The sequence below is a fragment of the Microbacterium sp. genome (assembly GCF_051860965.1).
Taxonomy (GTDB): domain Bacteria; phylum Actinomycetota; class Actinomycetes; order Actinomycetales; family Microbacteriaceae; genus Microbacterium.
The window spans coordinates 55,439-69,059 of the sequence record NZ_JBIMKU010000010.1; the positions used below are offsets into that span (position 1 = coordinate 55,439).

Below are 13,621 nucleotides of genomic sequence, written 5' to 3' on the forward strand. Positions count from 1 at the left end.
ATCGCTCACGACACGCCGGAAGGCGGATGCCGTCACCCGGCGTGTCGGTCGGACTCCCCGACATCGTGCACGGGAGCGGAGGATGCCGCGGCGTGGGCACACCCGGATCAGGGGGAGCGGCGCGATCTCCGGACCAGCAGGGCGTCGATCGCAAGTCCCAGGCCGACGGCCAGCACGACTGATACGACGACCGCCGCCACTGGGCCGCCCGGCAGGAACGTCGCGACGACCGCCCCGATCAGCGCCTGGTACGCCGCCCACGCGAGGGCGGCGACCGCCGCGATGGCGAGATACCTCGGCGCCGGGATGCGGGTCGCCCCGGCGGTCAGGTTGACGGCGAGCCGCGCGAAGGGGATGAACCGTGCGGTGAAGAGCACGAGAGCGGCGCGACGGTGCAGCCGACCCTGCGCCCAGTCGAAGGCGCCCCGGATGCGAGGGCGTCGCATCCATCGCCATCTCTCGAGCCCGATCGTGCGCCCGACGAGGTAGCAGAGGGCGTCGCCGCACACCGCCGCGACGGTCGCCACGAGGATCACCGCCCACAGCTGCGGCTCTCCCTGCGCGACGGCGAGGGCGCCGAAGGCCGTGACGGCAGCTTCCCCCGGCACGACCACGAGGACGGCGTCGGCGAAGACGAGCGCGAACAGCAGCGCGAGCGCCCACGGGCTCTGAGCGATCCCGGCCAGCAGCTCGTCGACCACGGGCCCTTTCTAGTCCCGGCGGGTGAACGCCGGACCAACGGCGATCGCGGCCGGTGACAGGTGTCGGAGCATCCGGTGAACACTCCGCGGGAGGGCGCGATCCGTGGCATCCCGAGCCCGCGGATCACCCACCCTGGACGCATGAGAGTCGCGATTCTCGCCGAGTCCTTCCTGCCGCACATGAACGGAGTGACGGGTTCCGTCCTCCACGTCCTGAAGCAGCTCGCCGCTCAGGGGCACGAGACCCTCGTGATCGCCCCCCGATCCGGAGAGGTGTCGAGCGACCTGCACGGTGCGCAGACGGCGCTGCTGCGCTCGGTGCCCCTGCCGAGCTATCCCGAAGTGCGGATCGTGTTCGCGCGCGCCGCGCGCCTCGCCGCGATCCTGCGGGCGTTCGACCCCGACGTCGTGCACCTCGCGTCGCCGTTCGTGCTCGGCTGGCAGGGGCTCGCGGCCGCCGACGCGCTCAAGGTGCCCGCCGTGGCGGTGTATCAGACCGACATCGTCGCGTACGCCCGGAAGTACGGGATGCCGCGCGCCACCGCTCTCGTGGAGTCGCACGTCGCGCGGCTCCATCGCCGCTCGACCCTCACGCTCGCGCCGTCGACCGCTTCCCTCGCGCAGCTCGACGGGCTCGGGGTCGATCGTCTCCGGCGGTGGGCCAGGGGAGTGGATGCCGAGCGCTTCGCTCCGTCGCGGCGGAGCGAGGCCTGGCGACGCAGGGTCGCGCCGGGCGAGACGATCGTCGGCTACGTCGGACGCCTCGCGCCCGAGAAGCAGGTCGCCGACCTCGCGGCGCTGCACGATCTGCCCGGCGTGCGCCTCGTCATCGTCGGCGACGGGCCCGCGCGCACCGCGCTCGAGTCCGCACTGCCGCGGGCCGTCTTCCTCGGCCATCAGTCGGGCGTCGCGCTCGCCGAGGCGGTCGCGAGCTTCGACGTCTTCGTGCACCCCGGCGAGTCCGAGACGTTCGGCCAGACGATCCAGGAGGCCCTCGCGAGCGGCGTCCCCGTCGTCGCGACCGGCACCGGCGGACCGGTCGACCTCGTCCGCTCGAGCGTCGACGGCTGGCTCTACCGACCGGGCGATCTGGGCGATCTGCGCGCGCGCGTCGCCGACCTCGTCGGCGACACGGCCAAGCGACGCGCCTTCGCCGTGTCGGCGCGCGAGGGAGTGCGCGGCCGCACGTGGGAGGCACTGTGCCGCGATCTCGTGGCGCACTACGAGGAGGCGCGGATGCTGCGCCCCCTCGACGATGCGCTGCTCGCCCGCTCCGCGACGCGGCCGGAGCGGCCCGAGACCTCCGCGACGGCACCGCACTGGCGTCGCTTCGTCGCGCTCGGCGACTCGCTCACCGAAGGGCTCTGCGACACGTCGCGCTCGACCGACGGCGCGTACCGCGGCTGGGCCGATCGTCTCGCGCAGCTGCTCGCCCACGCGGGCTCGGGCGGGGGAGAGCTGCGCTACGCCAATCTCGCCGTCCGCAGTCGCCGGGTGCGCGATCTCACGTCGGGGCAGGTCGCACGGGCGCTCGCGCTCAAGCCCGATCTCGTTTCGATCCTCATCGGGGCGAACGACCTCGTGGGCTGGGCGGCCGATCCGGTCCTCCTCGCGGCCGAGCTCGAGGCATCCGTCGCCCTCCTCCGCTCCTCCGGGATCGACGTGCTCCTGGTCACGCCCTTCCTGCCGCGCCGCATCTCGGCGCGCCTCTTCGCCCGGCGGTTCGCCGCCTACGCGTCGGAGCTGCGTCGGATCGCCGCCGTCCACGGTGCCCTGCTGCTCGACCTGGAGGCGCACCCCGGGATCAGCGCCCTCGACATGTGGGCCGATGACAAGGTGCACCTCCGCTCGCGCGGGCACCGGTTCCTGGGCTACCGCGCGGCGGACGTGCTCGGGATGCCGGATGCCGAGGCCCTCGGCGCGCTCGACGCCGCGCTCCACATCGACGACGACCCGCCGATGGCCGGACGCTGGCTCACGCGCGACGCGCTGCCGTGGCTCTGGAGACGTGTGCGCGGGCGCACGGCGGGCGACGGCCGGGTGCCGAAGCACGACGACTACGTCGTGATCCGCCGGGGCGACTCCGTCGGGATCACCGCCCCCGGATGAGGTCTACTCGCCGATCGGCTCGAGGTCGTCGGCCTCGACGTCGCCGTCGAGAGGCTCGCCCTGGGCGCCGGAGCCGTCGAGGTCGGGAAGCGCATCGGCCTCATCGGCGATCTCGTGGAAGGTCGGGTCGAACACCATGATGGATGCCTCCTAGCCGCTCTTGCGGCGGAACTCGCGCTTCGTGACGGCACCGTGCGTGCCGTGGACGGGGGAGTCGCCGTCGAGGTGCGCTTCGCCTTCGCGGTGCTGCGCGTTCTTCTTGTCGAGCGCCTCCTTGAACTTGCGCTTCATCTCCTCGGAGGCGGCGGTCTTGTCGTCGGTGCTCATGGTGCAAGCCTACGCAGGCTCCGCGCATGCGGCCAGCAATAGGGTCTCGCGGGCCGCGCTGGTAGGCTTGTGCGGGTTGCCTTCGGGCATCCGCTCAACTCAACATGAGCTCAGGGAGCAGGCCGGCAGGATGCTGGTCTCCTGTGGTGGTCTCCCAGCCGTCGATCTCGCCATCGACGTCTGGGAGCCTTCCACTGGTGACCAGCGCAAGCGCATCGACGTGGCGTGCTGAAATCTGCCTGTTCCTGCTCCTTCGTACGATCTCGCGCGCCACACGGGCGGGCGAGACAAAACAAAGAAGGAGAGACCTCTTGGAAGGTCCTGAAATCACCGCCGCTGAAGCCGTTCTCGACAACGGCCGCTTCGGCACCCGTACCATCCGGTTCGAAACCGGCCGTCTCGCGCAGCAGGCTCAGGGAGCCGTCGCCGCGTACCTCGACGAAGAGACGATGCTCCTCTCGGCCACCAGCGCCGGCAAGCACCCGCGTGAAGGCTTCGACTTCTTCCCGCTGACCGTCGACGTCGAAGAGCGCTCGTACGCCGCGGGCAAGATCCCGGGCTCGTTCTTCCGTCGTGAGGGCCGTCCCTCGACCGAGGCCATCCTGGTGTGCCGACTGATCGACCGCCCGCTGCGCCCGTCGTTCGTCGACGGCCTCCGCAACGAGGTCCAGATCGTCGTCACCGTCCTGTCGATCGCGCCGGGCGAGTTCTATGACGCGCTCGCGATCAACGCGGCATCGCTCTCGACGCAGATCTCGGGTCTGCCGTTCTCGGGCCCGATCGCCGGGGTGCGCCTCGCGCTCATCCCGGGTCACGGCGAGAACGCCGACCAGTGGATCGCCTTCCCGACCGTCACCCAGCTCGAAGAGGCCGTTTTCGACCTCATCGTCGCGGGTCGCGTCATCACCGATGCCGACGGCAACGAAGATGTCGCGATCATGATGGTCGAGGCCGAGGCGACCGAGGGTTCCTGGAACCTCATCAAGGGCGGCGCCGTCAAGCCCAACGAGCAGGTCGTGGCCGAAGGCCTCGAGGCCTCGAAGCCCTTCATCAAGGAGCTCGTCGCAGCGCAGAACGTCGTGGCGAACACCGCCGCGAAGGAGATCAAGGAGTTCCCGGTCTTCCCCGCGTACAGCCAGGAGGTCTACGACTTCGTGGCCGGCCGCGCGTACGACCGCCTCGTGCCGGTCTACCAGATCGCCGACAAGCAGGAGCGCCAGAACGCCGACGACGTCATCAAGGACGACGTCAAGGCGCAGCTGCTCGCGGCCGTCGAGGCAGGGGAGCTCCCCGCCGTCGCGACGCTCGAGTTCTCCGCCGCCTACAAGTCGGTCACGAAGACGATCGTGCGAGGACGCATCCTCGCCGAGGGTGTGCGCATGGACGGTCGCGGCCTCGCCGACATCCGTCCGCTCGACGCCGAGGTGCAGGTCATCCCGCGCGTCCACGGCTCGGCGATCTTCCAGCGCGGCGAGACGCAGATCCTCGGTGTCACGACGCTCAACATGCTCAAGATGGAGCAGCAGATCGACTCGCTGTCGCCCGTCACGCACAAGCGCTACATGCACCACTACAACTTCCCGCCCTACTCGACCGGTGAGACCGGCCGTGTCGGCAGCCCGAAGCGTCGCGAGATCGGGCACGGCTTCCTCGCCGAGCGCGCGCTCGTGCCGGTGCTGCCCAGCCGCGAGGAGTTCCCCTACGCGATCCGCCAGGTGTCCGAGGCTCTCGGCTCCAACGGCTCGACGTCGATGGGCTCGGTGTGCGCCTCGACCCTCTCGCTGCTCAACGCGGGTGTGCCGCTGCGCGCTCCCGTCGCCGGCATCGCGATGGGTCTCGTCTCGGACGAGGTCGACGGCCAGACGCGCTACGCCGCGCTGACCGACATCCTCGGCGCCGAGGACGCGCTGGGCGACATGGACTTCAAGGTCGCCGGCACGAGCGAGTTCGTCACGGCGATCCAGCTCGACACGAAGCTCGACGGCATCCCGTCGTCGGTCCTCACCGCCGCGCTGCAGCAGGCCCGTGAGGCGCGCCTCACGATCCTCGACGTCCTGAACCAGGCGATCGACGGTCCCGACGAGATGGCGCCGACCGCGCCGCGCGTCATCAGCGTCCAGATCCCGGTCGACAAGATCGGCGAGCTCATCGGACCCAAGGGCAAGACGATCAACGCGATCCAGGACGAGACCGGCGCGCAGATCTCCATCGAGGAGGACGGCACCGTCTACATCGGCGCGACCGACGGCCCGTCGGCCGAGGCCGCCCGTGCCCAGGTCAACGCGATCGCCAACCCGACCAACCCCGAGATCGGCGAGCAGTTCCTCGGAACCGTCGTCAAGATCGCGACGTTCGGCGCGTTCGTCTCGCTCCTGCCCGGCAAGGACGGACTGCTGCACGTCAGCGAGGTCCGCAAGCTCGCCGGCGGCAAGCGCGTCGAGAACGTCGAGGACGTCCTCGGAGTGGGCCAGAAGATCCTCGTGAAGATCACGAAGATCGACGACCGCGGCAAGCTGTCGCTCGAGCCCGTGATCGACGAGGCCGACACGCAGGGTTCGGCAGCGGCGAGCGAGGGTCCCGGAGACGCTCCCGCCGAGGGCTGATCCTCCGCACTCGATCGGATGCCCGTTCCTCTCGCGAGGGGCGGGCATCCGTCGTCTGTCCACCGTTCGGAGGACAGGCGCGACATGATAGCGCTTCTGTGACGAAAGCGTTATGCAATGTTTACCGCCCGTACGACTCATTGCACGGAAGTGTCCGCGCCCTGCCCTACTCTCTAACTACCGCGCCGGGGGGCTCGGGTGAAAAGTGGTCACGAGGATTCCGCTGACGGATCGTCGTGAGGGGGTGGGACATGAGCGTTTTCGGCGTCGGCGCGGCCGTCTCCTCGAAGAGCGCTCCCGAGCGTGTCCCCGCCGTCCACCCCTCCGCACCGATCCCCGTCCAGGGCCCCGGCGTCGGCGAGGGCCTGCGCGTTCCGCTCGGTGAGGGCGGTCCGGCGGTCTTCCCCCTCATCCTCGGCGGCGCCGAGTTCGGCTGGAACGTCGATCTCGAATCCAGCCACGAGATCCTCGACTCCTACGTCGAGCTCGGCGGCAATGCGGTGCACACCGCCGATCGCTACTCGGGCGGCCGCAGCGAGCACATCATCGGCCAGTGGCTCCATTCGCGCGGCCTCCGCGACGACATCGTCCTCGGGGTCCGGGTGGGCGGGCACGCCGACAACCCCGGGCTCGACTCGGTCAACCTCGTGCGCGCGGTCGAGGCATCCCTCACCCGCCTCCGTACCGACCGCATCGACGTGCTGTACCTCGACGCGACCGCCGACCGCGCGACAGCTCTCGAAGACACCCTCGCGACCGCCGAGTGGCTGGTCGAGACGGGCAAGGCCCGCGCGATCGGCGCCGTCGGCTACACGGCCGCGCAGCTCGTCGAGGCGCGCATCTTCTCATCGGCCGGCTACCCGCGCATCACGGTGCTCGACGTGCCGTTCAACGTCGTGCGCCGGCACGAGTTCGACCCCGATCTCAGGCTCGTCGTCGGCGCCCAGGGCATCGCCGTGACCCCGTCGCACGCGCTCGAGCATGGCTTCCTCGCGGGGCGTCACCGCTCGCGGGCGCGCTCGACCCTGTCGGTGCGCGGTGCGCAGATCGCGGCGAACCTCAACCGCCGCGGCAGCCGCACCCTGCGGGCTCTCGACGCGGTCGGCGCAGAGCTGGGTGTTCCGGATGCCGCGGTCGCCGTCGCGTGGCTGCTCGCGCAGAAGCTCGTGACAGCTCCGATCGTCAACGCCTACGCGCCCGATCACGTCGAGGAGCTCGTGCAGGGCGTCGGCGTGCGGCTCAGCCGCGGCCAGCTCGCCGACATCGCGCGCGCGTCGGAGTGAGTCGCCCTCCGGTCGACCTGTCGCCGGTGTGACGTATGGTGGAAGGACGCCCCGATCGGGCGTACGCCCCCCGACGAAGCGAGCTGCGTGACGCATTACATCTACCTCGTGCGCCATGGAGAGCATCAGGACGCCGAGTACGGCTTGACCGATGGCCCTCTGTCGCCGCGCGGCCGACGCCAGGCCTCACTGCTCGCCGATCGCCTCTCGGGTGTCGCCTTCGACGCCGTCTGGCACTCGCCCCTCATGCGCGCCGCCCAGACGGCTGAGGCCGTCGCGGAACGCATGCCGTCGGCCTCGCCCCAGCCCTCGGCGCTGCTGTTCGACTGCGTGCCGACGGGCATGACCGATGAGACGCCGGCCGTGTTCGAGCCGTTCTTCGGCTCGGTGACCGGGGCCGAGGTCGAGGCGGGTCGCGCGCAGATGGCCGACGCCGTCTCGGAGTTCCTCGTGCGCAAGAGCGGCGAGGTGCACGACCTCATCATCACCCACAACTTCGTGATCGGCTGGTTCGTGCGCGAAGTGCTCCAGGCTCCCGATTGGCGATGGATGACGCTCAATCAGGCGCACTGCGGGCTGACGGTGCTCGCTCAGAAGCAGGGGCGCCCGTGGACGCTGGTCTCGCACAACGACCTCGCGCATCTGCCGGTCGAGCTGCGGACGGGCCTGCCCGACGACTACCCGGTCTGATCCGGAGCGTCGACCGGAATCGGCTCCTTCGGGAGCTTGCGCACCTTCTGCCGACGGCGTCGCCGCTGCGGGATCATCGAGCGCATCTCCTCGAGCTTGCCGAAGCACAGGAGGCGATCCTCGCCCTCGAGCACGACGTTCTTGCGCGGATTCGGGATGACCGTGGTGGCGCGATGGAGTGTGAGCACGGTGATGTCGCGCTCCCAGAGACCCGACTCGCCCAGCGTCTTCCCGACCAGGTCGGCATCGCCGTGGACGAGGAGCTCCGCCACGCCGTAGCCGGTCGACACCGTCAGTCGCTGGCGCACGTCGATCTCGGGGAATCCGACCTGGTTGGCGATGTGATCGATGATGGCGCCGGCGACGTCGAGGTTCGTCGCCGCCTCGATGCCCTGCAGACCGGGGGACGAGTTGACCTCCATCACGAGGGGGCCGTCCGAGCCCATGAGCATGTCGACGCCGGCGACCTTGAGGCCCATGATCTGGGCCGACCGCACGGCGGCCTCTTCGTACTCGGGTGTGAGCTCGACGGGTTCGACCGAGCCGCCGCGGTGCACGTTGGAACGGAACTCGTCACCCTGCGCGCTGCGCCGCATGGCGGCCACGACGCGGTCGCCGACGACGAGGGCCCGGATGTCGCGGCCGCGGCTCTCGGCGATGAAGCGCTGGATCAGCACGTTCTGCCGTGTCGAGTGGAGCGTCTCGATGATCGCCTCGGCGACCTTGATCTCGGGCGCCAGGATGACGCCGATGCCCTGCGTGCCCTCGAGCAGCTTGATGACGACGGGGGCCCCGCCGACGCGCTCGATCGCGGGCCGCACGTCGGCGCGGTTGCGGACGAATGCCGTCGCCGGCATATCGATGTTGTGGCGCGAGAGGATCTGCGTGGCCCGGAGCTTGTCGCGCGCGTTCGAGATGCCGTTCGCGGTATTGGGCGTGTAGACGTCCATCTGCTCGAACTGACGCACGACGGCCGTGCCGAAGTAGGTGATGGAGTTGCCGATCCGCGGGAGCACGGCGTCGTAGTCCGAGAGCGGACGACCGCGGTACTGCAGGTCGGGCTCGTCGCCCGAGAGGTCGATCGCGAAGCGCAGCGTGTCGAGGATGCGGACGTCGTGTCCACGCTGCAGCGCGGCAGCCTTGAGGCGCTGCGTGGAGTACGCGCGCGGCGCGCGCGACAGGAGGGCGAGCTTCATGCCGGATTCCTGGGAGGATCGAGGGGTGACGGAACGCATCCATTCAAACACTCTCGTGGGCTGGCGGGAGTGGGTCAGCCTGCCCGAGGCGAACATCGAGTGGATGAAGGCCAAGCTCGACACCGGCGCCCGGTCGTCGGCCCTCCACGCGGTCGACATCGAGGAGTTCGAGCGCGACGGCGAGGTCTGGGTCCGCTGCGGCGTGCGCCCGTGGCAGCACTCCGTGCGCGACGGCACGATCCTGGAGCTTCCGGTGCACGACGTGCGTCGCATCCGCAGCTCTTCCGGGCACTCGCAGCGGCGCTATGTCGTGCTGATGCGGATCGGCCTGCCGGGTCGCGAGGTCACGACCGAGGTCACGCTGACCAATCGCGACAAGATGGGGTTCCGCATCCTGATCGGGCGCCAGGCCCTGCGCCAGGGCTTCGTCGTCGACTCGAGGCGCTCGTTCGTCGCGGGCCGCGCACCGAAGGCGATCCGCCGTCTCAACCGCGGGGTCGTGGACTAGCCGACCGGCTTGCCGTACCAGCGCGTCGCGTTCGGGTTGTCGTTGTAGCGCTCGATCGCGACGAACCCGGTCGCCGCGTACAGGCCTGCCGCCGCCTCGAGCGAGTGGTGCGTATCGAGCACGAGCTCGCGTGCGCCGAGTTCGACGGCGCGGCGCTCGAGCTCGGCGAGCAGCATCCGCCCCCACCCGCGACCACGCGTCGCGGGCCGGAGATACAGGTGCTTGACCTCGTACCGGCCGTCGCCGATCCGGCGGATGCCGCCGCACCCCACCGCCAATCCGTCGTCATCCTGGACGACGAGGAAGACGCCGGCAGGCGAGACGAACGCCGCAGCCTCGGGGTACTTCCGGGTGTAGACCACGTTCTGGTGGGCGAACCCGATCTCGCGCGAGTCGAAGTACTCCGCGAGCAGCTCGTGTGCGACGGGATCGTCGACGGGGATCTCGGTCAGGGCGGCCATCCGTCCAGCGTAGGGCCGTGATGGCCCCGCCTAGGATGGGGGCATGACGACGCGCGTGGCCATCGTAGGCGGGACCGGCAAGCTCGGAGGCATCATCCGCGACGTCGTCGAGGCCGAGGACGGCTTCGAGGTCTTCGCGATCCTGACCTCGCGGTCCGACCCGTCCGAGCTCGACGGAGCGGATCTGGTCGTGGATGCCTCGACCACCGCCGTCTCGATCGACGTCGTGCGGGCTGCGATCGAACGGGGCCAGAACGTCCTCGTCGGCACGTCGGGGTGGTCCGCCGAGCGCGTCGCGCTCGTCCGGCCTCTCGTGGATGCCGCTGGCACGGGAGCCGTCTTCATCCCGAACTTCTCGCTCGGCTCGGTGCTCGGCTCGGCGCTCGCCGCCGCGGCCGCTCCGTTCTTCCCGTCGATCGAGATCGTCGAGGCGCACCGCGAGACCAAGGCCGACTCGCCGAGCGGCACCGCGATCCGCACGGCCGAGCTCATCGCGGCGGCGCGTGCCGACGTCGGTCCGGTCGAGTCTCCCCGAGTCGACCAGCGCGCCCGCGGTCAGCAGGTCGCGAGCGTGCCCATCCATTCCCTCCGGCGTCCCGGTGTGATCGCACGGCAGGAGACGATCCTCGCGGGTGCGGGGGAGTCGCTCTCGATCGTCCACGACACGATCGAACCCGCCGCGGCGTACGGCCCCGGCATCCGCCTCGCCCTCGCAGCGGCACGCGACGCGCGCGGCGTGATCGTCGGTCTCGACGCGTTCCTCGACATCGGCCTGCGCACGCCGGGCACGCGCTCCGGCGCTCCCGTCTCCGAGGGCGACGTCCCGGGGCAGGTCGCCCGCGTCACGTCATCGTGAGCGCCCGCATCGGCGTCGCCGTCACGGCGGTGCTCCTCGGGCTGTACATCGTGCTCGTCGGGCAGCGCGCCGTACTGCTGCTGACCAGCGGAGACCCCATCGGCGTCGGCATGGGCGTCGCCCTGATCGTGCTGCCGCTCATCGCCACATGGGCGCTCGGGCGCGAGCTGTGGTTCGGCGTGCGCGCCGAGCAGCTCGGCAAGCGGCTCGGCGCGGAGGGCGGGCTGCCCGAGGAGGACGTCGCGGTCAAGCCCAGCGGCCGCGTCGTGCGCGAAGACGCCGACGCCCTCTTCCCCGCCTATCGCGCCCAGGTCGAGGCCGCGCCCGATGACTGGCGTGCCTGGTACCGCCTCGGACTCGCCTACGACGCGTCGGGCGACCGGCGCCGCGCGCGCGAGGCCGTGCGCACCGCGATCCGGCTCGAGAGCGCGTCGCGCAGAGGCTAGTCCGCCGCCGGCACCGCCGCCGCGACGGCATCCTCCACCGTCTCGTGACGGAAGGAGAATCCGGATGCCTCGAGCACCGCCGGCACGACGTCCATGTCGGACGTCAGGATCGCCTCGGTCGCGTCGGAGCCGAGCACGAGCTTCATGCCCCAGACGGGAGCGCGCAGCACGAACGGCTTGTTCATGCGCCGCGCGAGAGCGAACCCCAGATCGTTCGCGGTCGCCCGCGTCGGTCCGGTGAGATTCACGGGCCCTGTGATGCCCTCATCGATCACGTGCCGGATGGCGCGCACTTCGTCGTCGAGCGAGATCCAGGGCCAGACCTGCGTGCCGCGACCGATCGGTCCGCTCACACCCAGCTTCGTGAGCAGCAGCAGCGGCTTGAGGACACCGTCCTCGTGCACGATCGGCGCCGTGCGCAGCGTCGTGACGCGCTCGCCCGCGGCGCGGGCGGCGGCCTCCCACTCGCCGCAGAGGTCGGCGAGGAACGAGTCGCCCTGCGGTGCCTCCTCTGTCAGCCGCACGCCGGGTGCGCTGCCGTACCAGCCGACCGCCGAGGCGGAGACGAAGTGCGGCGCCTCCGCGCCGTGCTCGCGGATCGCCCGGGCGAGCGCCTGCGTGGGTGTGATCCGCGACCACAGGAGCGTGTTCTTGTACTTCGACGTCCACGGGAACTTCCCGATGCTCGCGCCGTTGAGGCCGACGACCGCGTCGACGCCGTCGAGCACCGCGGGATCGAGGGGCGTCGCATCCGTCAGCCATTCGATCTCGTCGGGCGCCGCCGGCGGGCGTCGCACGAGCGTGCGCACCTCGTGGCCGTCGGCGCGGAGACTGTCGACGAGCGCGGAGCCGATGAGACCCGAGGCGCCCGCGACGACGAAGCGGCGGGGATCAGGCAAGCGTCGCCTCGAGGGTGATCTCGATGCCGGCGAGCGCCTGCGAGACGGGGCACCCGGTCTTGGCTGCGGACGCGATGCGCTCGAAGTCCTCGGCCGACAGGCCGGGAACGACGGCGTTCACGTTGAGGTGGCTGCCGGTGATCCCGGTGCCGGGCTTGAAGGTGACGGATGCCGTCGTGTCGATCGACTCGGGCGGGGTCCCGTTCTCGCCCAGCGCGTGCGAGAGCGCCATGCTGAAGCACGACGAATGCGCGGCCGCGATGAGCTCCTCGGGCGTGGTGACGGATGCCGAGCCCTCGCTGCGCGCCTTCCAGTTCACGTCGAAGGTGCCGAGGTTCGACGACACGAAGGTGACTTCGCCGGATCCGTCGGTGAGGGCGCCCTTCCAGGCGGTCTTCGCTTCGCTCGTGACGGTCATCTGTTCCTCCTCGCACGGGCGACGCGGGATGCGGGCGCCTCGCGGTCAGCCTAACCGCGGCGCACGGGGAGCGCGACGGATTGACAGAGCCGGTTCAGGCGGCCGAAGGCCGCGCTCGTCCGACGACGCCGATGCGCTGGAGGAGCAGATAGAGCATGCAGCCCAGGCAGATGCCGAACGCAGCGTTGAGGAACGCCGCGAAGAACGCGGCGCCCGCCGCGATCGAGAGCGCCCACGGCACTCCGACCAGCTGCAGCACGAGCCCGACCGTCACGACGAAGAAGCCGACGCCCTGCGCGAAGCGCGGCGGGCGAGGGTCCTCGAGTTCGGAGGGCGGCGAGAGCCGCGGCTGCACGACCGTGCGGAACAGAGCGCTCCACGGCTGCGTGCGGGGAGAGATCAGCGACCACAGGAACAGCAGCGCGATCGCGACGAGGAGGAGGAAGGCGGGGGTGGATGCGCGCTCCGCGACCGTCGCCGACTGGATCGCCCAGCCGTCCATGCCGTACGACGTCCCGAGACCCGTGAGCGCGAGGAACAGCGCGATGACCAGGAGGAACGACGTGATGCCCGCGGCGAAGCGCGGACCGCGAGGGTCGATGCCGCGGGGTGCGGCCGGGGTCTCAGGCATGTGCAGCCACTCCGGTCAGTCGGGTGAGCTCGAGCTCGATGACGTCGCGGCTGGGAGCGCCGCCGAATCGCGTCTGCACGACGCCGTCGCGGTCGAGCACGAGTGTCGTGGGGGTCTGGAGGACGTGGAAGTGCTTCGCGATGTCGGGGCGGTGCGTCAGATCGACGTCGAGATGCATGACGCCTTCGCGGGCCTCGGCGATCGACGTCAGCGTGCGGTGCACGCCGGGGCAGCGCGCGCACGTCTCGGTGCTGAACTGGAGCAGCGTCGCCACGTCGCCCAGCGACGCGGCTCCGAGTCGCTGCGGGTCGACGACCTCGTGGGGGATGTGGCGCTGCGGCCGCGACTGGCTCCACCGCAGGTACGCGCCCACGAAAACGGTCACCGCGAGGAGGATCGCGATGGCGATCAGGGCGCCGAAGAGGTTCACAACAGTCGAGGATAACTAATTTCTCCTGAATGGATCCCGGACGGCGTCATGTTACGCCGGTCG

16 protein-coding genes are annotated in these 13,621 nt (G+C 70.6%); 7 read left to right on the forward strand and 9 right to left on the reverse strand.

The features are described 5' to 3' along the window. Positions 1-107: 107 nt before the first annotated feature. A complete protein-coding gene (locus ACTIFV_RS17275) occupies positions 108-701 on the reverse strand; it encodes a DedA family protein (RefSeq protein ID WP_439594043.1) in 594 nt (197 codons plus the stop codon). Between the two features lie 141 nt (positions 702-842). Here ACTIFV_RS17275 and ACTIFV_RS17280 point away from each other — a divergent pair, with 141 nt between their 5' ends. Then, complete coding sequence (locus ACTIFV_RS17280) at positions 843-2,810, forward strand: glycosyltransferase (protein ID WP_439594044.1); 1,968 nt, start codon at positions 843-845, stop codon at positions 2,808-2,810. A gap of 3 nt (positions 2,811-2,813) precedes the next feature. Here ACTIFV_RS17280 and ACTIFV_RS17285 read toward each other — a convergent pair whose 3' ends face one another. Beyond that, on the reverse strand, positions 2,814-2,948 hold the full coding sequence (locus ACTIFV_RS17285) for a hypothetical protein (RefSeq protein ID WP_439594045.1): 135 nt from the start codon (positions 2,946-2,948) through the stop codon (positions 2,814-2,816). Between the two features lie 12 nt (positions 2,949-2,960). Then, positions 2,961-3,137, reverse strand: a complete 177-nt coding sequence (locus ACTIFV_RS17290; RefSeq protein WP_439594046.1) for a DUF5302 domain-containing protein — start codon at positions 3,135-3,137, stop codon at positions 2,961-2,963. Between the two features lie 311 nt (positions 3,138-3,448). Between ACTIFV_RS17290 and ACTIFV_RS17295 the strand changes: the two genes are divergently transcribed. The 3 genes from ACTIFV_RS17295 to ACTIFV_RS17305 all read left to right on the forward strand — a co-directional run bounded on the left by ACTIFV_RS17295 (position 3,449) and on the right by ACTIFV_RS17305 (position 7,713). Continuing rightward, on the forward strand, positions 3,449-5,740 hold the full coding sequence (locus ACTIFV_RS17295) for a polyribonucleotide nucleotidyltransferase (protein WP_439594047.1): 2,292 nt from the start codon (positions 3,449-3,451) through the stop codon (positions 5,738-5,740). Between the two features lie 251 nt (positions 5,741-5,991). Beyond that, a complete protein-coding gene (locus ACTIFV_RS17300) occupies positions 5,992-7,023 on the forward strand; it encodes an aldo/keto reductase (protein WP_439594048.1) in 1,032 nt (343 codons plus the stop codon). A gap of 87 nt (positions 7,024-7,110) precedes the next feature. Then, complete coding sequence (locus ACTIFV_RS17305) at positions 7,111-7,713, forward strand: histidine phosphatase family protein (protein WP_439594049.1); 603 nt, start codon at positions 7,111-7,113, stop codon at positions 7,711-7,713. Here the strand turns inward: ACTIFV_RS17305 and ACTIFV_RS17310 are convergent. Beyond that, the gene (locus ACTIFV_RS17310) at positions 7,701-8,909 is read right to left on the reverse strand and encodes a RimK family alpha-L-glutamate ligase (RefSeq protein WP_439594050.1); all 1,209 of its coding nucleotides are present in this window, start codon (positions 8,907-8,909) and stop codon (positions 7,701-7,703) included. The genes ACTIFV_RS17305 and ACTIFV_RS17310 overlap by 13 nt on opposite strands. A 25-nt stretch (positions 8,910-8,934) precedes the next feature. Here ACTIFV_RS17310 and ACTIFV_RS17315 point away from each other — a divergent pair, with 25 nt between their 5' ends. Next, positions 8,935-9,417, forward strand: a complete 483-nt coding sequence (locus ACTIFV_RS17315; RefSeq protein WP_439594051.1) for an ATP-dependent zinc protease family protein — start codon at positions 8,935-8,937, stop codon at positions 9,415-9,417. Here ACTIFV_RS17315 and ACTIFV_RS17320 read toward each other — a convergent pair. Continuing rightward, positions 9,414-9,878, reverse strand: a complete 465-nt coding sequence (locus tag ACTIFV_RS17320; RefSeq protein WP_439594052.1) for a GNAT family N-acetyltransferase — start codon at positions 9,876-9,878, stop codon at positions 9,414-9,416. The genes ACTIFV_RS17315 and ACTIFV_RS17320 overlap by 4 nt on opposite strands. A 43-nt stretch (positions 9,879-9,921) precedes the next feature. On the opposite strand from ACTIFV_RS17320, the gene ACTIFV_RS17325 reads away from it, so the two are divergent. Next, positions 9,922-10,734 (forward strand): 4-hydroxy-tetrahydrodipicolinate reductase, encoded by an 813-nt coding sequence (locus ACTIFV_RS17325; RefSeq protein WP_439594053.1) that lies wholly within the window; start codon positions 9,922-9,924, stop codon positions 10,732-10,734. Further along, the gene (locus ACTIFV_RS17330; protein WP_439594054.1) at positions 10,731-11,180 is read left to right on the forward strand and encodes a hypothetical protein; all 450 of its coding nucleotides are present in this window, start codon (positions 10,731-10,733) and stop codon (positions 11,178-11,180) included. The genes ACTIFV_RS17325 and ACTIFV_RS17330 overlap by 4 nt, the downstream gene beginning before the upstream one ends. Here ACTIFV_RS17330 and ACTIFV_RS17335 read toward each other — a convergent pair. From ACTIFV_RS17335 to ACTIFV_RS17350, 4 genes are all read right to left on the reverse strand, one after another. Beyond that, positions 11,177-12,079: a TIGR01777 family oxidoreductase gene (locus ACTIFV_RS17335; RefSeq protein WP_439594055.1), complete on the reverse strand. Its 903-nt coding sequence runs from the start codon at positions 12,077-12,079 to the stop codon at positions 11,177-11,179. The genes ACTIFV_RS17330 and ACTIFV_RS17335 overlap by 4 nt on opposite strands. Continuing rightward, entirely contained in the window at positions 12,072-12,497 is a 426-nt protein-coding gene (locus ACTIFV_RS17340) for an OsmC family peroxiredoxin (RefSeq protein WP_439594056.1), read from the reverse strand. Before ACTIFV_RS17340 ends, ACTIFV_RS17335 begins: the two co-directional genes overlap by 8 nt. Before the next feature lie 94 nt (positions 12,498-12,591). Then, positions 12,592-13,128, reverse strand: a complete 537-nt coding sequence (locus ACTIFV_RS17345) for a DUF4395 domain-containing protein (protein WP_439594057.1) — start codon at positions 13,126-13,128, stop codon at positions 12,592-12,594. Continuing rightward, positions 13,121-13,558 carry a TlpA family protein disulfide reductase gene (locus ACTIFV_RS17350; RefSeq protein ID WP_439594058.1) on the reverse strand — a complete coding sequence of 146 codons (438 nt, stop codon included), beginning with the start codon at positions 13,556-13,558 and terminating at the stop codon, positions 13,121-13,123. The genes ACTIFV_RS17345 and ACTIFV_RS17350 overlap by 8 nt, the downstream gene beginning before the upstream one ends. Positions 13,559-13,621 lie beyond the last annotated feature (63 nt).